The sequence below is a fragment of the Planotetraspora phitsanulokensis genome, assembly GCF_016863295.1.
Taxonomy (GTDB): domain Bacteria; phylum Actinomycetota; class Actinomycetes; order Streptosporangiales; family Streptosporangiaceae; genus Planotetraspora; species Planotetraspora phitsanulokensis.
In genome coordinates this window covers 454,772-472,116 of record NZ_BOOP01000003.1, presented here as the reverse complement: position 1 = coordinate 472,116, position 17,345 = coordinate 454,772, and the positions used below count along the sequence as shown (strand labels likewise).

Annotated in this window: 15 protein-coding genes; 3 read left to right on the top strand and 12 right to left on the bottom strand. The window is 67.9% G+C overall.

Annotated features, from left to right (window positions below; genetic code table 11):
- The first annotated feature begins 270 nt into the window (after positions 1 to 270).
- Complete coding sequence (locus tag Pph01_RS05125; RefSeq protein WP_204071748.1) at positions 271 to 993, top strand: hypothetical protein; 723 nt, start codon at positions 271 to 273, stop codon at positions 991 to 993.
- Between the two features lie 169 nt (positions 994 to 1,162).
- On the opposite strand, the gene Pph01_RS05120 is transcribed toward Pph01_RS05125, so the two are convergent.
- Together Pph01_RS05120 and Pph01_RS05115 are read right to left on the bottom strand one after the other, a co-directional pair.
- Positions 1,163 to 1,627 carry a hypothetical protein gene (locus Pph01_RS05120; RefSeq protein WP_204071747.1) on the bottom strand — a complete coding sequence of 155 codons (465 nt, stop codon included), beginning with the start codon at positions 1,625 to 1,627 and terminating at the stop codon, positions 1,163 to 1,165.
- A 379-nt stretch (positions 1,628 to 2,006) separates the two neighbouring features.
- Entirely contained in the window at positions 2,007 to 2,405 is a 399-nt protein-coding gene (locus Pph01_RS05115; RefSeq protein WP_204071746.1) for a VOC family protein, read from the bottom strand.
- Positions 2,406 to 2,769: 364 nt separating this feature from the next.
- On the opposite strand from Pph01_RS05115, the gene Pph01_RS05110 reads away from it, so the two are divergent.
- A complete protein-coding gene (locus Pph01_RS05110; RefSeq protein ID WP_204071745.1) occupies positions 2,770 to 3,522 on the top strand; it encodes a hypothetical protein in 753 nt (250 codons plus the stop codon).
- Positions 3,523 to 3,651: 129 nt separating this feature from the next.
- On the opposite strand, the gene Pph01_RS05105 is transcribed toward Pph01_RS05110, so the two are convergent.
- On the bottom strand, positions 3,652 to 4,569 hold the full coding sequence (locus tag Pph01_RS05105) for an alpha/beta fold hydrolase (protein ID WP_204071744.1): 918 nt from the start codon (positions 4,567 to 4,569) through the stop codon (positions 3,652 to 3,654).
- Between the two features lie 115 nt (positions 4,570 to 4,684).
- Between Pph01_RS05105 and Pph01_RS05100 the strand changes: the two genes are divergently transcribed.
- Positions 4,685 to 6,661: an AfsR/SARP family transcriptional regulator gene (locus Pph01_RS05100; protein WP_204071743.1), complete on the top strand. Its 1,977-nt coding sequence runs from the start codon at positions 4,685 to 4,687 to the stop codon at positions 6,659 to 6,661.
- A gap of 257 nt (positions 6,662 to 6,918) precedes the next feature.
- On the opposite strand, the gene Pph01_RS05095 is transcribed toward Pph01_RS05100, so the two are convergent.
- The 9 genes from Pph01_RS05095 to Pph01_RS05055 form a co-directional block, all read right to left on the bottom strand.
- Entirely contained in the window at positions 6,919 to 7,332 is a 414-nt protein-coding gene (locus Pph01_RS05095; protein WP_204071742.1) for a hypothetical protein, read from the bottom strand.
- Positions 7,333 to 7,446: 114 nt separating this feature from the next.
- Positions 7,447 to 7,872 carry a CBS domain-containing protein gene (locus tag Pph01_RS05090; protein ID WP_204071741.1) on the bottom strand — a complete coding sequence of 142 codons (426 nt, stop codon included), beginning with the start codon at positions 7,870 to 7,872 and terminating at the stop codon, positions 7,447 to 7,449.
- A 498-nt stretch (positions 7,873 to 8,370) separates the two neighbouring features.
- The gene (locus Pph01_RS05085) at positions 8,371 to 8,526 is read right to left on the bottom strand and encodes a DUF6131 family protein (protein WP_204071740.1); all 156 of its coding nucleotides are present in this window, start codon (positions 8,524 to 8,526) and stop codon (positions 8,371 to 8,373) included.
- Positions 8,527 to 8,900: 374 nt separating this feature from the next.
- Complete coding sequence (locus Pph01_RS05080; protein WP_204071739.1) at positions 8,901 to 9,797, bottom strand: TolB family protein; 897 nt, start codon at positions 9,795 to 9,797, stop codon at positions 8,901 to 8,903.
- A 133-nt stretch (positions 9,798 to 9,930) separates the two neighbouring features.
- Positions 9,931 to 11,325: a GH1 family beta-glucosidase gene (locus tag Pph01_RS05075; RefSeq protein ID WP_204071738.1), complete on the bottom strand. Its 1,395-nt coding sequence runs from the start codon at positions 11,323 to 11,325 to the stop codon at positions 9,931 to 9,933.
- A 47-nt stretch (positions 11,326 to 11,372) separates the two neighbouring features.
- Complete coding sequence (locus Pph01_RS05070; RefSeq protein WP_204071737.1) at positions 11,373 to 12,212, bottom strand: carbohydrate ABC transporter permease; 840 nt, start codon at positions 12,210 to 12,212, stop codon at positions 11,373 to 11,375.
- A complete protein-coding gene (locus tag Pph01_RS05065; protein WP_239116439.1) occupies positions 12,205 to 13,110 on the bottom strand; it encodes a carbohydrate ABC transporter permease in 906 nt (301 codons plus the stop codon). Before Pph01_RS05065 ends, Pph01_RS05070 begins: the two co-directional genes overlap by 8 nt.
- A gap of 200 nt (positions 13,111 to 13,310) precedes the next feature.
- On the bottom strand, positions 13,311 to 14,627 hold the full coding sequence (locus Pph01_RS05060) for an extracellular solute-binding protein (protein ID WP_204071736.1): 1,317 nt from the start codon (positions 14,625 to 14,627) through the stop codon (positions 13,311 to 13,313).
- A gap of 1,127 nt (positions 14,628 to 15,754) precedes the next feature.
- Positions 15,755 to 17,047, bottom strand: a complete 1,293-nt coding sequence (locus Pph01_RS05055) for an ROK family transcriptional regulator (protein WP_204071735.1) — start codon at positions 17,045 to 17,047, stop codon at positions 15,755 to 15,757.
- Positions 17,048 to 17,345 lie beyond the last annotated feature (298 nt).

Here is a 17,345-nt window from a genome sequence, read left to right as displayed (position 1 = left end):
GCAGTCGTGCTGGCGCTCATCGTGAACGCAGTCGTCCTTACGCCCGCTGCGTCCATGGCGGACGCCACTCGAACAGGCGCGTCGACCCTTCCACCCCCAAGAACACACAAGCCCATCGACGTGCCATCAACGACTCAGATCCCGGCTGAGCACTCATCGACCACGTACCGGTCCCGGAAGGTCAAACCGACCCCCACGCCCACAACATCGCCAACGCCTGTTCCCAGACCAACAGCCACACCCGGCGCACCGGTTTCTTCGGCACCACATGTGCCTGTCGGTCTGTACGTGGCGTCCTCGCTCGATCTCGCCCCGCAGTTGTGCCAGGACATGACCGCGCCACTGGCGCGAAGCACTCACCCGGTGTTCGGCGTCAGCAGCGGCGCCCCGGCGTACAACATCGACCGGCCGAACCTGCGGGCTGCGTTCGAGTTGTCTCGCTCGGACGGCGAACCTCTGCTCACTCAGACCGTGGGATTCGTCGGTTCGTCGGCGCGATTCCAGATGCCCGACGGCGTGTTGACCGACGGCTCCTATCGCGTTCGGGCGCGGGCGGAGGACGGAGCCGCGGTATCGGAGTGGCTACCCTGGTGTGTGTTCACCGTCGATACGTCCGGCGCGGTGACCACTCCGGGCGTCCCTGCTGCAGTGCGCATCTCGGCCGGCCCCTACGCCGGATTCCAGCAGTGCGGAGCAGCGAGCGGCGCCCCTGTCGTGGGAACCCGCGACAGTCTCACCTTCGCGGCCTCCCCGACCCCGCAAATCATCGGCGTCACCTACAAGAACCTGAGCGCGACCTTCGAGATCGGCCACCCGGGGGAGGACCCGCTCATTCGGAGGACCGAAGCCATCTGGCCCAGCGGCCTTGTCTTCGGAACCGGAGTCGCGCCGGGGACGCTGACTCCTGGCCTCTACCAGTTTCGCGTGCGGGCCGAGGACGGGAACGCGGTCTCGGCCTGGTCACCCTGGTGCGCCTTCACCGTCATCGAGTAGCGGACGGAACAGTGGTGACCTCGGGCAAAGAAGCTCACGCTGAGTGCGTCTGGTGCTCGACCACCCCCACCTCGACGATCAGGTGCAGCTTGCGGGCACCGTGGTTCTCACGGTGCCCGTGCAATACGCGTCCTCTCCTTCGAGTGGCCACGTTCGATCGTCTGACGATCTACTCCGGGCAGATCTCGCCGAACAAGGCGTACTTGATCCTCTCGATCCACTTCACGCGGATGTGGTTATCTCGCCGGAGCCACTCAGGCAAGGACGGGTCGTCTGCGTCGCGCCGTGCGACGATCAGAGCGTCGTGCAGCAACTCCTTGCTGTCGGGGCACTGCTCCCGAGTGATCCACTGACGGAGCAGTTCGGCGTAGCGGAGCTTGATCCGCGTGCCCGCGGACGGGCCGGACGGGCTGTCGATCACCTGGGCGAGCAGCGCGCTGCTGTAACGGCGGGACTGCTGCAGTTGGGAGATCCACAGGGCCTGCAGTTGCTGCGCGAGGCGCAGATCGTCTTCGAGCCCGTTTACCCAGTCGGTGATGCACCGGAGGAGCTCGAGGTCCTCCAGGTCCCTTCCCTCGTCGTGCAGTTGTATTGACGCCAGGTAGCGCAGCACCTGCCGCTGGTCAACCACCATGAATCCCCCTTGTGGTTGAAAATCGGGCGGGTTGCATACAGAATACCGAGTACAGTCAAATGATCAGTCGGAGGTCGGCCGGGCCTGCGGGACTTCCTACGTGCTTCCATCCGCCGTCAAGTGGCTTGGCGCCGTTGGTGACAGCACTGGCAGACGCTCTCGAGCTCCACGAAATTGCCGCTGCCGGTCCCATCCAGAGTGACCGCGACGCCATCCAGAGATTCATCAACGCTGCGTGCAACCACGGACTCGGCCTCGGCGACGCCGGCTGGATGTCGGTGATGCCGATGGCGAGATCGTCGACCTCGACATGCCCAGGTGGAAGCTTCAGCGGCGGGCTGGTCTGCGCCGGAGCGGGCGGTCAACCAGTTTCGTTCCGTCACACGACGCAGAACTCGTTGCCCTCGGGGTCGCCCATCAGCACCGAATAGTGCTCCGGCTCCGCGGACTCGGTGAGTTTGACGACCTGGGCGCCGGCGGCGGCGAGCTCGGCCACCTTCGCGTCCACACGCTTGCGGCGTTCGGCGATCGGGACGGAGCGTCCACCGCCGACCTTCAGGTCGAGGTGGAGGCGGTTCTTCAACGACTTCCGCTCGGGCACAACCTGGAACCAGATGGCGGGGCCGCGGCCCGACGGATCGACGAGACGGTCCAGCGCGTCACCGCTCCCGAGCTCCGACTCCAGCACGCCGATGCTGAGGTAGTAGTCCCGCCAGGAGGCGTGGCCGGTGGGCGGGGCCGCCGGCACGTAGTCCAGCGCCTGAGCCCAGAACGCCACGAGCCGATCGGATCGGCGCAGTCGATGACAAGTTGCCACTCGATGGTCATGACGCCACCGTAGCCGGGGTCCGTTGGCGTCACAGGCCGTGACGATGGGACCGCTGCGTCCCGCGAGACAGCTTGATCGCCGCCCGGTACAGCTTGGACGCGGCCGACCCCAGGACGGAACTCCACCTGGACGGCGACTGAGCCTCCCCTCCGTTCGCCGGCAAGACGTCGCTTCTCGAGACCCATTGTGTGAGGACGCCGCCTCGGAGATCATGAGCTCGGGCCCGAGACGTGAAAGAAAGCCTCACGGCAGCGGAGCGGACGCCCTTCCTGAACATCCTGGCAGTCAGGCGTACCACGAGATGGTGGTGCTCATGCGGCGGATAGGCGGTGGGCGGCTCGTCCGCGCGATCCTCTTCTCGATGATCGCCACTGTCGTCGGCATCGCCCTCGACGCGGCCATCAGCTTCGCCGGCAAGGACTGGACGAACCCCATCGGTCTCGGGTTGGTCGTCGGGCTCGTCGCGATCACCGGTGTCATCACGGTCGTGCAGGGGGACGGCGGATCGCCGCCGAGTGCGCCGAGCGACCATCTCCGTTGGCCTCCCGCTTCCCCGCAGAAGCGGTCGCGCGGAATGCCGGCCTTCGCCGCCGTGCTGCTGGTGATCGCGCTGTGCGGAGGCGGCGCGGCCGCCGTCGCACTGGGCGTGCGTTATGTCGGCGGCTACGTCACCGGCGACGAGCCGGGGAGCAACGTACTCAGGACACAGAAGACCGCCACATCCGGATCGCTCACTCTCACCGTCCGGCGGATCCTGGTCACGTCACATTTCACCCGGGTCGAGCTGTCCGCGCGCAACAGGGGTTCGGAGTCGCTGTCGCTTCCCGTGTACGGATACAGCCAGCTCAGCGCGGCGGACGGCACCACGCTGAGCGGGGACCCGTTCCGCAGCCGGTGGCCCACGACCGTCCCGCCCGGCGTACGGATCGACGGGGTGGTCGTGTTCCCCGGGCATCTGCCTCCGGGCACGAAACGGGCGAGCTTCAGCTTCACCAACGTCTTCAGACTCGGGGGAGGCCCGATCACCGTCAAGGATCTCGCGATCAAAGCGGCGCCGGCGGGATAGGCGGCACGGCCGTCGGGCACGCTGACCGCCCTTTAAGGGGGCGGACCAAGTGAGCCCGAAAGAGGCAAGCCGCAGGTCAGGGGCGTACGCACCGGCTGGGGCGTGAGGATGGGTGGGTGGTGCGAATGTTCAGCGGACCATTGGGGTGGCGGCGGGGCGGCGGTCGCTCCGCAGCGAGCGGGTGAGTAGGTCTCGAAGGGCCCTGGCGATGTCGGCCGGTGCCTCTTCGGCCATGAAGTGGCCGCTGCCGACGGTGGTGTGCCGCAGGTCCGGTGCCCAGGCGCTCCACAGGGCCGCCGCGTCGAAACCGAGGGCAGCGCCCCAGTCCTGCTGGAGCACGGTGACCGGCATCCCCAGCCGGTTGCCGGCGTCGCGGTCGGCCTGGTCGTGCTCGATGTCGATACCGGCGGAGGCGCGGTAGTCGGCCACGATCGAGGGCACCGCGTCGCGGCAGGCGTCCAGGTACGCGGTACGGACATCCCCGGGGATCGCCTGCGGGTCCCTGCTCCAGATGTCGAGGAAGTGGCCGAAGAAGGCGTCCGAGCTGGCGGCGATCATCTGCTCGGGCAGGCCCTGGGGCTGGGCCATCAGGTAGAGGTGGAAGCCGACGGCGGCGCTGGTGCCGCGCATCACCTCCCACATGTCCAGGGTCGGCAGCACGTCGAGAAGGGCCAGGTGCGTGATCGTCTCGGGATGGTCCAGCCCGGCGCGGAAGGCGACCAGGGCGCCGCGATCGTGCCCGGCCAGCGCGAAGCGCTCGTGCCCCAGCGCGCGGGCCAGGGTGACGATGTCGGCGGCCATGGTGCGCTTGGCGTACGTGGAGCCGTCGCTCTCGGCGGGTTTGTCGCTGGCGCCGTAGCCCCGCAGGTCGGGGCAGATCACGGTGTGGTCGGCCGCGAGGTCGGCGGCGACATGCCGCCACATCAGGTGGGTCTGCGGGAAGCCGTGCAGCAGCACGATCGGAGTGCCCGAGCCGGATACGGCCGTGTTCAGGGATACGCCGTCGGCGACGGGCACGCGCTGGTAGGTAAAGCCGGCGATGGCCATGGTTTCGTCCGTTCCGTAGGTGACCAGGTGCCGTCAAGCCTGCCTGGCGCGGATGAGCATCGAATGAGCGCGTTACGGTGACCAGGGGCGATGCCTCCGGAAAGGGTGGTCAGGCGTGCAGGTCGCGTTCGGGGTGCTGGGGCCGGTTGTGGCCTGGGACGGCGCTGGGAGCTCGATCGCTCTGAAGGGGCCGCGGCACCGCGCGGTGCTGGCCAGGCTGATCGTCGCCCGCCGCCGCGTCGTCCCGGTCACCCGCCTGGTCGAGGACCTGTGGGAGGACCCGCCCCTGGGCGCTGTGGGCGCGGTACGCACCTTCGTGGCCGCGCTGCGCCGCACACTGGAACCGCAGCGCCCGCCCCGTGCTCCGGCTCGGCTGCTGGTCACCGAGGGCCCCGGGTACGCGCTGCACGCCGAACCGGGCACGGTGGACGCCTGGCGCTTTGAGCAGGCGGTGGCGGCCGCCGCGACGCTGCCACCCCAGCACGCGCTCGCCCGGCTGGAGGACGCGCTGGGCTGGTGGCGCGGCCCCGCCTACGCCGAGTTCGCCGACGAGATCTGGACCCACGTGGAGCGCTCCCGTCTGGCGGAGCTGCGGCTGCACGCCCTCGAGCGCCGGGCCGAGGTCCGGCTGGCCCTGGGCCTTGCCGCGCAGGCGGTGCCGGATCTGGATGCGCACGTGGCCGAACACCCCTGGCGTGAGGACGCCTGGCGACTACTGGCCCTCGCGCTGTACCGCACCGGCCGTCAGGGCGACGCGCTCGCGGTGCTGCGCCGGGCACGAACGCTGCTGGTCGAGCAGCTGGGGGTGGATCCAGGCCCGCGACTGCGCCGCCTGGAGGCCGACATCCTCAATCACGCCCGCCACCTCGATCCCGCCGCCGCCCCGGCCGATGCGGCGGATCGGGTGTGGGCGCAGGCGGCCGCCGCCTACGACCGCACCGTGCCATCCGGTGCCAGGGCCAGGCTGGAGTCGACGGTGGGGCTGCTGCGTGGTCTCGCGGTGACCGGAGGCGGCGGCCTGGAGGCGGCCCGCCGACACCGCGGGGCGGCCATCACGGCGGCGGAGGAGCTGGGTGACGCGGAACTGACCGCCCGTGTGATCGGTGCGTACGATGTCCCGGCGATCTGGACCCGCTCAGACGACCCAGAGCAGGCGGCACAGATCGTGGCGGCGGCCGAACGCACCCTGACCGCCCTCCCGCCCGGCGCGCACGATGCGGCGCGGGCCCGCCTGCTGGCCACGATCGCCCTGGAGTCGCGCGGCACCCCCTCAGCGCGTGGGCCTCAGGCCGCCCGGCAGGCGGTGCAGATCGCCCGCGGCCTGGACGATCCCGCGCTGCTGGCGTTCGCCCTCAACGGTGTGTTCATGCAGACCTTCCACCGAGCGGGTCTGGCTCCTCGCCGGGACCAGATCGGTGCCGAGCTGGTCGCCCTGTCGGCCCGGCACGGCTTGGTCACCTTCGAGGTGCTCGGACACCTCATCCGCCTCCAAGCTCGCAGCGCGCTGGCGGACTTCTCCGGAGCGGACGGGCACGCGGCCGCCGCAGGCCGCCTGGCCGAGACCCACGAGCTGCCGCTGGTGGGTGTGTTCACCCAGTGGTATGGGGCGCTACGGCTCGCAGCTACCAGGCAGACATCGGCGGCCGAGGTGGAGGCGGCCTACCAGGACGCCGCCGCACGACTGAACGGCGCCGGCATGCCCGGACTGGAACGCGGGCTGCTGCCGCTCGCCCTGCTGTGCCTGCGCCTGCGGCACGCACAGCCCGCCCAGGCCGACGAACAGACCGACTGGGGATTCTACGAGCCATGGGCCCGCCCCCTGGTGCTGCTGTCCCAAGACCGCCGCGGTGAGGCTACGGCGGCGCTGCGCCGGCTCCCGGACCCGCCCCGCGACCTGCTGTTCGAGGCCCTGTGGTGCCTCGCCGCCCGGGCGGCGATCGCAATCGGCGACCGGGAGACGATGGAGCGCGCCCACACCGAGCTCATCCCCGCGACGGCGGAGCTGGCCGGGGCAGGCAGCGGCCTGCTCACGCTGGGCCCGGTCTCCAAGCACCTCGACGACCTCGCTACCGCCCTTCGGCATACTCACTGAGCCGAGCTCGTGCGGCGTCCCGCCCGACTGCTGGGCGAACTCGGCGATGAGCGCGTGGCTGCGGGCGCACTTGTACGCGGGGCTGCTGGAGCGACAGTTCACCGAAGCGCAGGGGGACGCCGAACTGGAGCAGGCCGGCGGCGACGGGTACGGCGGCCGCCGGGGAGACCCCAGACCTCGGACCCGGGTGCCTGATCGGCCACACCAGGGTCGAGTCGCCAAACTGAGTCAACGCCCCACCCGGCCGTGATTTCGTGTCACGACCTGGACGCTGTCCTGGGACGCGACGCGGACTTACGGGCCGGCGCCTTCCTCTCCTGGCGGGTGGTCCTCGGCTTGGCGGCCTCGGAGACATTTTCGAGCCCTTGTGCCGCCTCTCCGCTCACTTTGGCTACGGCCTTTCGGCCGCGGACCGCCAGTTCGTCGTAAAGCTCGTTGAACATAGTGGTCACGGTGTCGGTGTACTCGCGGGCGGGCTCTGGCAGGTTCTCGGTAACGGTCTTGCGTGCCTTGCTTGGCAGGTCCCGCGCGGTCTCGCGGACCTCGTCCTGGCGCCTCTGCAGCTGCTTTGGCAGCTTGCGCAGCCTCGCGGCGATGTAGTCGGCGGCGCCGGCGACGGCGTAGAACGGCTTGGTCTTGGTGAAATTCCTGAGTCTGCTGGTGAGAGTCATGGTCACCATTCCCTACAGTGCGATATGGCTTGGCCGTCGCGCTCCAGGCCACAGTCGACCGGGGTCCTGCCCGGACCGGCAGAACCCCGTCGAGTTCGAGCGATGGCTCCTGTCTCAGTGGGAAGTGCTGGAGATGGCCTCCACCAACTCGCCGACCTTGTCTTCCGGCAGCCCCGCTGCCAGATCGGCCTGGCTGATGATGCCGACCAGTTCCTTGTTTTCCAGTACAGGCAAGCGACGGATCTTGTGCTCCACCATCTGGTGCAGCACCTCGTCGATGTCTGCGTCGGCGTCGACCCACCACACACGGGTTTCTTCGAAGAGGTCGCCGGCCTTGACTTCGTTCGGGTTCCTGCCCTTCGCGATGCACTTCACCACGATGTCGCGGTCGGTGATGATTCCCTTGAGCCGGTTGTCCTCGCCGCAGATGGGCAGGGCGCCGACGTCCAGTTCGGCCATCCGCCGGGCTGCGTGGGCCAGATTCTCGTTGATTCCCACGCACTCACAGCCGCGGTGCATGACGTCACGTGCTGTAGTCATGGGACTTCCTTTCTCCTAGGGATCCTCGGTCGGTGCCCTGCTCCCAATGCACGGTGCGAAACCTCGCGCGAAGCATCCTTGACCTGGATTTTCGCGCCCGGTGTGGGAGACATCTGGGGCAGGCCTTTCGGCCTGAACGCTCGCCTCATCTGCTCGGTTGACGGGGTACCCGATCCCGAACCGCGCGGCATCACGACGGGTCACGTCAACCTCGACCACCCGTCCGGCGGCATTGACGGCCGTGGCGGTCGTTGTCCGCGAGGAGCACAACACTGGGACTCCGGGGGCGAGCTCCAGCAGTTCGACCTCCTGCGGTTGGCATGGGCTCATCCCGCCCAGGCATCGCCGCCGGCCTCGGAGCAGCTGTACTGATCGGCACGCTCGCGGGCCTCTACCCGGTCACGCGACCCGTCCGCCTCGCCCCGACCGGCGCACTGCGCTCCGCCTGAGCCGACCGCGGTGATGGACAACCGGCGGAGCACCGGCATGAAGGCCGGGTCAGAAGTAGTGCTTGCGGCCGCCGACGGGCTTGCCCACGCGGCCCATCAGCATGAGCACCAATCCGATGACCAAGACGATGATCCCGATGGTCCACATGATGGAGATGCCGGTCAGGAATCCAATGATCAGCAGGATGATTCCAACAATGATCATGATGGCTCTCCACTTTCGAGGGTGGTGAACGTAAGGCATTGACTTGTGGGTCACGCCGACGCGGCGGTGAACTGTCACCGTTGGAAGGCGTCCCTCAAAAGGCATCTACCCTCGATGAAGAATGCAGTCCGGATATCGGAAACGCATGGCTTAACCTGCCGAATCATTCCCATCTTGTGAATTCCTCGTGACGAAAGCCTCGAATAGCTTTGAGATCCCGTCGACGTCTCGGTGCTCAGGAATTGCCCGTCTTCCGGACGATCCGTACCGCACCAGCCCGGAACTCCGGGGTGGGAACCTGCGTCTGGTCTCGCCCGGCCCTTCTTAGGTCGCCTTCACGCTACGAGGAGAGAGCCAGGCCCGCACACTGATGGTCATTCCTTATCGCCTTTGTCGCTGCCCAGGGGATAAGCCACGTAGGCGATCAAGTTGCCGGTCGGATCCCAGCTCGGCACGTTCATCGTCCCCTGTCCGCCGAACAGGTGAACGAGATCGCGGATACCGCCGTGATCGAGCAGCCGGACGATCACATCTACATTCGGCGGATGACCGAGTGCGCCGGGCGGAAAGCTGATGTAGGCGATCCGCGTGCCGTCTGGAGACGGGTGCGGAAACCAGTTCACCCTCTCGTCGCTGGTGAGCTGCTCCGTCGTCGATCCATCCGAGGTGATACGGAACAGTTGGCTGTGGCCGGGAGCGGAAGCCGCACGTTCGGAATTGAAGTAGATCCACCGGCCGTCGGGGCCGAACTCCGATCCATCGTCGGGGAAGCCGTCGTCCGTCAACTGCTGATCGGTTCCGCCGGCGACGGGGATGAGGTACACGTTGGTGACGGGCGGCTGGTCGCCGCGACGTTGCAACCCGATGTACGCCAACGACGTGCCATCCGGGGAGATCCCGTGCAGGTAGTGAGCGAAATCCGGTCCGCGGTCATTCGTCACGCGTCGGGGGCGGCCCCCCGCCATGGGTACCGCATAGATATGACCATCCGCGGCCGACACATAAACAGTTGCGGCGTCCGGGCTGAGAACATGGTCGTTGTTGATCGGCGGCACACCGCCGAGGTCGATCTGTTCCAACTCGGTGCCGCCGGAAACGGGAAGACGGAACAGGAGCCCGTCGGCGTTGATGACAAGCCATTGCCCGTCGCTGCTCCAGTTGGGCGCCTCGAACAGCACGTCTGATGACCGGTACACCAGCCTCCGGTCACCCGTGTTCACATCGAGCACGTACAACTCCGCCGATTGTTCAGGCAGAAGGTATCGAGGCATGGATACTCCTGGGTGCTAAGGGCGAGTCGAACGCCTGGGGCCGGCGTCGACCACTGTAGAGCCGGACGCGCTTGTGCCCGTGGTCCGCCGGAGCATGCCTGATCCGGCGGACCACGGAACGACCCGACGGGGCTCAGCCCATGTGCAGGTCCTTGCCGGCGCGGATCAGCTCGGCGTAGCGGTGGCCGCTGGCCTTGATGGTCCTGACCTGGGTCTCGTAGTCGACATGGATCAGGCCGAACCGCTTCGCGTAGCCGTAGGCCCACTCGAAGTTGTCCATGAGCGACCAGGCGAAGTACCCGGCCAGAGGCGCGCCCTGCCGGACGGCCCGGGCACAGGCGGCGAGGTGGTCCTCGAGGTAGGCGGCCCGCTCGGGGTCCTCGACGGTCCCGTCGGCGGTGACCTTGTCGTCCCAGGCCGAGCCGTTCTCGGTGACGTAGATCCGCTCGGCGCTGTACTCGCGGGTCAGGCGGAGCAGCAGCTGCTCCAGCCCGTCCGCGTTGACCTCCCAGCCCATGGCGGTGGTCGTCGCGCCCGGCACCGGCACCTGCCGCGCGTACGGCGCGGGTCCCTGGGGGTCGTCGGCCACGATCTGCCGGAAGTAGTAGTTCAGCCCCAGGTAGTCGAGCGGCTGGGCGATCGTCTCCAGGTCGCCGTCCTGGATCGGCAGATCGACGCCGTACACCTGGACCATGTCTTCGGGGTAGCCCCGGCCCAGGATGGGGTCGAGCCACCACCGGTTGACGTGCCCGTCCATGCGCAGGGCGGCGGCGCGGTCCGCGTCGCTGTCCGTGGCGGGCTCGATCGGGCTGAGGTTGTTGACGATGCCGACGGAGGGCGTCTTCGTGGCGACGGCACGGATGGCCTGCGTGGCCAGCCCGTGGCCCAGGTGCAGGTGGTACGACGTGCGCACGGCCGCCTCAAGGTCCTTCAGGCCCGGCGCCATCGCGCCCTCGAGGTGACCGATCCACGAGCTGCACAGCGGCTCGTTCAGCGTGGTCCAGTCGGTGACGCGGTCGCCGAGCGCCCCGGCCACGGCGGCGGCGTAGTCGGCGAAGCGGTAGGCCGTGTCCCGCCGCGGCCAGCCGCCCTCGTCCTGGAGCGCCTGCGGCAGGTCCCAGTGGTAGAGCGTCACGAACGGCCGGATGCCGGCCTCGAGCAGCGCGTCGACGAGCCGGTCGTAGAAGGCCAGTCCCTTGGCGTTGACGGCTCCCGAGCCCGTGGGCACGACCCGCGGCCAGGCGATCGACAGCCGGTAGGCGTCCACGCCGAGCTGCTTGATCAGGTCGACGTCCTCCTGCCACCGGTGGTAATGATCACAGGCCACGTCACCGGTGTCGCCTCCGTCGGTCGCGCCGGGAACACGGCTGAAGGTGTCCCAGATGGACGGAAGCCGGCCGTCCTCGTCGACGGCGCCCTCGATCTGGTAGGCCGAGGTGGCCACGCCCCAGACGAAGTCCCTTCCGAAGGCCGTGAGGTCCGGGCCGTCGCCCCCGTGCGACTTCATGGTGTTGTTCTCCCTGGTCATGCGGTGAGTGGTGCGGTCATGGATCGAGTCGTGCGGATCGGGACGGGTCACTTGACCGCGCCCGCGGTGAGCCCCTGCACGAGGTAGCGCTGGAGCAGCAGGAACCCGGCCACCACCGGGATGCTGACGACCAGTGAGGCCGCCATGATCTGGTTCCAGTAGACGTTGTTCTGCGTGGCGTATCCCTGCAGGCCGACGGCGAGCGTCCGGCTCGACTCGTCGGTCATGACCGAGGCGAACAGCACCTCACCCCACGCGCTCATGAACGCGTAGATGAGGACGGCAATGATGCCGGGGGTCGCTGCGGGGATGACGACGCGGATCAGCGCGCCGACCGGCCCGCTTCCGTCGACCTTGGCGGCCTCGTCGAGCGCGACCGGGATGGAGTCGAAGTAGCCGACCAGCATCCAGATCGAGAACGGCAGTGAGAACGTCAGATACGTGATGATCAGCCCGGTGCGGCTCGCGTAGAGGTCCACGCCGATCGCGCTGCCGAGGTTCACGTAGATCAAGAAGAGCGGCAGCAGGAACAGGATGCCGGGAAACATCTGGGTCGACAGGACCGTGATCGAGAAGGCCCTGCGTCCGGGGAACCGGAAGCGGCTGACGGCGTAGGCAGCGAAGATCGCGACCACCACCGAGATCACCGACGCGATGGTCGACACGATGAGGCTGTTCACGAAGTAGTGCGCGAGGGGCACCGTCGACCACATGTCGCGGAAGGCGCTGAAGGTGATCGTCGTGGGGATCCAGTGGAAGTCCCCCTGGACGTCCTTCAGCGGCTTGATCGACGACGTGATCATGACGTAGATGGGCAGCACCGTGAACAGGCCGAGCAGGCCGAGCCCGATGATGCGCACCCACTTCAGCCATTTGGGGTCACGCATCGCTCCTCCTCCGCGAGGTGATGAGCAGATAGACCGCCGTGACCAGCAGCAGGAACAGCAGAAGCAGCACGGACATGGCCGAGCCGGTTCCGAAGTTCCAGGTGACGAACGAGCTCTGGTAGATGTGGATCGAGATCAGGTCGGCCTCTTGTGGCGCCGTCTTCCCGAACAGCACGTACGGCGTGTTGAAGTCGTTGAAGGTCCACAGGAACAGGACGAGGACCAGCACCTGGTTGACCGGGCGCAACATCGGAAGCGTGACCGAGCGCAGCTGACGCATCCATCCCGCGCCGTCGATCGACGACGCCTCGTACAGGTCCTGGGGAATGTTCTGCAGGCCCGCCATCAGCACCAGGAAGGCGAACGGCCACCAGCGCCACAGCGACACCACGACGATGGAGAAGAAGCTGTTCTGCCCGATGAGCCAGAAGGGCTTGTCGCTGAACAGGTGCAGCTGGTCCACCAGCACGTGGTTGATGAGCCCCGATTCGCGCTGCAGCAGGAAGCTCCAGGTGATCACGCCGGCGTAGACGGGGAGCGCGTACGGCACGAGGAACAAGGCCCGCAGGAAGCCCCGCCCCCGGAATTCGCCCTGCATCAGCACGGCTCCGGCCATCCCGAGGAACCAGGACAGCGCAACCGTGATCACGGTGAACGTGACCGTCACGAAGAACGAGTGGAGCAGCGCGCGGCCGACCGGGCCGTTGAAGTCCACCGCCAAGTGGTAGTTCGACCACCCCGCGAAGGGGGCCGCCGACCAGTTCCTGATGAAGAACTGGGTGAGCTTGATGAAGCTCATGCCGATCCCGATCACCATCGGGATCAGGTGGACGAGCAGCTCCAGCAGGAGGGCGGGCAGGATCAGCAGGTACGGCAGGCCGAGACGGCGCAGCCTCACCGACAGCCGGGCGGTGGCCCGGCCCCTTCCGGCACCGGATGGTGGCGGAGGCCCCCCCGGGTCTCCGGATCCCCGCCCCCCGCCGGGCCGGGACGTGGCGGACACGACCATGAACGTCCTTTCGATCTTCACTCTTACGTGGTCAGGCACGGGTGCCGGGCGGTGGAGATCCACCGCCCGGCACCCCGGAGCACGTCGGCTCAGTTCGTCATCTGCTGGTTGGCCTCGGTGAGCTTGGCCTTCACGGTCTCGTCGGTGATCGGCTTGCCGCTTGCCGCGTCCGCGAACAGCTGGTTCATGGCGTTGCCGACCAGGGTCTCGAACTGGCTCTCGTTGGCGACCTGGGGCAGCGGCGCGGCCGTGTTGCCGAGGATCTGCTGGTACGTCTTGATCTCCGGCGTCTGGAACGCCGGGTCGTCGTAGGCGTCGGTGACCGTCGGCAGCGAGCCGTAGGCCTTGTTGAGGTCCTGCTGCGTCTGCTTGCTGGTCATGAACTTCACGAACTTCAGCGCGCCGTCCTTGTTGGCGGCGCTGTCGAAGACGGAGATGTTGATGCCGCCGACCATGCTGTCGACCTGCTTGCCGCCCGAGGAGGGGTCGGGCAGCGGGATCGGCGCGACGCCGTAGTCGTCGGGGGTCATGCCGCCCGTCTTGAGCGTGCCGCTGGCCGACTGCCACATCACCATCGCGGCCTTGCCGCCGATGAAGTCCTGAAGCGCCTCGGTGCCGTTGGAGTATGCGGCGTCGCTCGGGTTGGTGATCTTGTCCGAGGCGATGAAGTTCAGGTACTGCTTGACGGCGGCCACGTTCGCCGGCGAGTCGAACTGCGACTTGCCCGAGCTGTCGAACAGGTCACCGCCGTGCTGCTGACCGAGCGTGAAGATCATGTGGGCGTTCTCGCTGACGCTGGCGCCCTCGACGGCCAGGCCCCACTTGCCGTCCTTGGTGAGCTTCTTGCCGTCGGCGACCAGCTCGTCCCAGGTCTTCGGCGGGTCGGCGATGCCGGCGTCCTTGAACATGTGCTTGTTGTAGTAGAGGGCGTAGGCCGTGCTGTAGAGGGGCGCGCCCACGGGGGGCTGTCCGGGGGCGCCCGTCGCCGCGAGGCTCGGGCCGAGGAAGCGCGCCTTGCCGCCGAGGGCGTTCAGCTGGGTGTCGTCGAGCGGAACGAACGCGCCGGTCGCCTGCAGCGAGGCCGACCAGGTGTTGCCGATGTTGACGACGTCGGGGCCCTTGCCGGAGGTGGCCGCGGCCAGGATGCGGTTGAGCAGGTCGGACCAGGGCACGACCTCGAGGTTCACCTTGATGCCGGTCTCCTTGGTGAACCGGTCGAGCTCCGGCTGGAGGATCTGCTTGTCGCTCTCCAGGCTCGTGCCCTGGTTGGACGCCCAGTAAGTGATCGAGCCCGAACCTCCGCCGGCGGACCCGCTGCTGGACGAGTCGTTGCTGCCGCCACAGGCCGCGGCGGCGAACATCAGAGCGCCTGCGACGGCGAAGACGTAGGGCTTGCGTGTGAGCACGGTTGTTCCTCACTAATTCCGGAAGGGACCGCTCCGCCCTCCCAGGCGACGCGGGTCAGGGTGATCGATCAGCGATGGCTGATATGAGGGATGGACAAGTTCATCGACCGCCGGACCGGAAGGTCCGGCGGTGTGGTTGATCACGTGGTCGACCGCGCCCGGGCCGCCGAGGGGACTCGGCTGCCGTCTCCCGGTCGAACCATCGTCGGGCGCCGCCTAGGGCTCGGTGCTGGAGCGGCGGCCGGGATCTCCGGCCGCCCCGTCACCGGCTGGTCCGCGAACCACGCGGCCACGGATCAGCGGGCCGACCAGGCCGCGACCAAGTCACGGACCGGCGGGACCTATGAGACGGGAGCACGACGACTGGGGGGACCTGCCGCCGACTACGGTGGCTGGGGCTCGGCCGCGTTCAAGCTTCCTATTCAAGAAGCTGAGGTGTCAATTGTCACGTTTACATCATTAATGTCTATTTTCAGTTTGATCTTGTAGCCGACGCGAGGATTCGGGCCCAGGTGGCGGCGAGCCTCGATCCAACTCCGGCCCATCAGGTCGACCTGGGACTCGCTCAGCTTGGTCGCCCTGAGTGTTCGGGCCAGGCGTGCCATCCGGTGGAGCCTCGGCCCTGGGTGGCCGGCGCCGTGAGAGACAGGACAGCAACGGCGATCTTCGGCTTGTTGTGTCTCACTGGAGTCTTTCTTGGTATGGCGAGGCGTCCTCGGTGTGAGCGCCAGAGGGGAGGGGCTGCCCACGAGCGGGGTGTCTCGTGTGTGGCGTTCTCGACGCCGCGGAGCGTCCACGTCTATCCGTGGGTCCCGGTGCCGACTGCCTCGGTTGTGAACTACTGGAGGGGTGTTACCGCAATGTTACGAATGGGTATTTATTAAAGGTTTTTCGATACCATAGCCCCACGTAGATCGGGGCGTCAACGGTCGAATATGGCGAACGGCCAGGGGGCTGTCAGGGCGGCCTGGCCGACATTCCCCGCGGACGGCAGCTGCGTCATAGAGGCCCGCTCGTAAACCGCGGCAAGGGGGGCATCCGCGCCCGTGGATCAGGCGCGTACGGCAGGGATCAAAGGCCGAACGCCCGCCTACGGGGCGTCCGGAAGTGGCGGGCGGACCCGGGGACTACCGAGCGTCGGCGGCGCGAAGGGGCGTGGCCGGCCAGCGGTCGCTGTGAGGTGACCCGAAGAGCCGGCCCTCCACCTCGTTGAGCGCGCGGCGCACTCCGCCGATGACGGTCGCCCTGCTGCCGAGGGCCGACAGCGCCAGCCGCGGCGGTGGGGCGGCGAGCCTGCGGTAGAGCTCCAGCGTCTGCTCTTCGATCGATGGCATGAGCCGGTCGGCGGCCTCGGCCGAAAATCCGCAGATGACGACCAACTCCGGGTCGAGCAGCGTGGCCAGCATCGCGATAGGACGTGCCACGATCGCGCCCACCTGGTCGGCGATTCTTTTGGCGGCGGGGTCGTCGACGTCGAGCGCGGCGAACACCATCTCGTCCGTCACCTGCTCGGGATCGCCGTGGGCGAGGTCGAAGAGCGCCCCCGTCTCCGCCGGGGACGGACCCGCGCCAGAGGCATCGCGCGCGTCGCGGACCGCCTCGGCTCCGAGTTGGGCCACCTTGCGCGCCACCCCTCCGTCGGGACCCATCCCGGACAGCAGGTCGACGGACGTCATCTCGCCGGCCAGGCCGTTGCTGCCCCGTACGAGGCGGCCGTTGACGATGAGCCCGGCCCCGAAGCCGTTCTCGCACACGTCGAGCAGCACGGCGTTGTCGTGGTGGTCGGCGGCGCCCTGCCACTGTTCGCCGATCATCGCCAGGTTGGCGTCGTTCTCGGCGACCACCGGCCACGGGAGGGTTCGTTCGAGCTCAGTGATCACATCCCTGGTGCCCGCCCGATACTGTGCGGCGGTCGAAGGGGCGTACTCGCGAGACTGGACGGGCGCGGGGATGCTCACGCAGGCCTGCCACACCGAGCCAGGATCGATGCCGGCGAGTTCGACGAGGTCGTGGGCGATCGACGGCCCGTGGACGGCTGCCTGTGATCGCAGGCTCGGGTCGGCGGCGATGTCGCGGGACAGTTCGCTGCAGATCCCGCCGGTCAGGTCGGCGACGGCCCCCGTGACCCGGCTCTCCCGGATGTCGAGCGCGAGGACGAACCCGGCGCGGGGGTTGATCTGATAGCGGCGGGCGGGGCGGCCCGGCTGCGCGTCCTGGACGAGATCGGTGACCACCTCGGCCACGAGACTCTGGGCGATGAGCCAGTCGCACGTCGTGTGGACGGTCGGGCGCGACAGACCGGTGGCCGTCATGAGATCCCCGGCAGTGCAGGACTCCCGCGCACGCATGGCCTCGTAGATCGCGGCAGCGTTGATCCAACGGATCTGCGCCGCCGACGGAGTGCTCATGCGCCTGGACACCGTGTTCCCTCCTTGCTCCGGCCTGCCGGCAGGGCGTGTGAGTGCATGGGCACACGCGATCAAGCTACCAACGGCCCATGGCAGGCGAAAACAGATCTCTGGGCTCGGACTACTACGACTTCTGCAGAGCCAGTTGATCACCGTGAGCCCAAAGCCGCCGAAGGCTGTGAGCAACCCTGGTCGGATCGAAGCCTTGCGCTCGAGTTCCAGGAGTGATCGCAAAGGATGCCTTTGTGATGATAGTCCGTTCAGCCGGCCAAGTCCCGGCACAAGAAGCCGGACAACCTCCGGCGCTACT

Excerpts from the sequence above, each read along its gene's own strand:
- Pph01_RS05105 (WP_204071744.1), bottom strand. The coding sequence starts at position 4,569 with ATGGCCATCGCCGGCTTTACCTACCAGCGCGTGCCCGTCGCCGACGGC.
- Pph01_RS05095 (WP_204071742.1), bottom strand. The coding sequence starts at position 7,332 with ATGACTCTCACCAGCAGACTCAGGAATTTCACCAAGACCAAGCCGTTC.
- Pph01_RS05120 (WP_204071747.1), bottom strand. The coding sequence starts at position 1,627 with ATGGTGGTTGACCAGCGGCAGGTGCTGCGCTACCTGGCGTCAATACAA.
- Pph01_RS05090 (WP_204071741.1), bottom strand. The coding sequence starts at position 7,872 with ATGACTACAGCACGTGACGTCATGCACCGCGGCTGTGAGTGCGTGGGA.
- Pph01_RS05070 (WP_204071737.1), bottom strand. The coding sequence starts at position 12,212 with ATGCGTGACCCCAAATGGCTGAAGTGGGTGCGCATCATCGGGCTCGGC.
- Pph01_RS05080 (WP_204071739.1), bottom strand. The coding sequence starts at position 9,797 with ATGCCTCGATACCTTCTGCCTGAACAATCGGCGGAGTTGTACGTGCTC.
- Pph01_RS05110 (WP_204071745.1), top strand. The coding sequence starts at position 2,770 with ATGCGGCGGATAGGCGGTGGGCGGCTCGTCCGCGCGATCCTCTTCTCG.
- Pph01_RS05085 (WP_204071740.1), bottom strand. The coding sequence starts at position 8,526 with ATGATCATTGTTGGAATCATCCTGCTGATCATTGGATTCCTGACCGGC.
- Pph01_RS05075 (WP_204071738.1), bottom strand. The coding sequence starts at position 11,325 with ATGACCAGGGAGAACAACACCATGAAGTCGCACGGGGGCGACGGCCCG.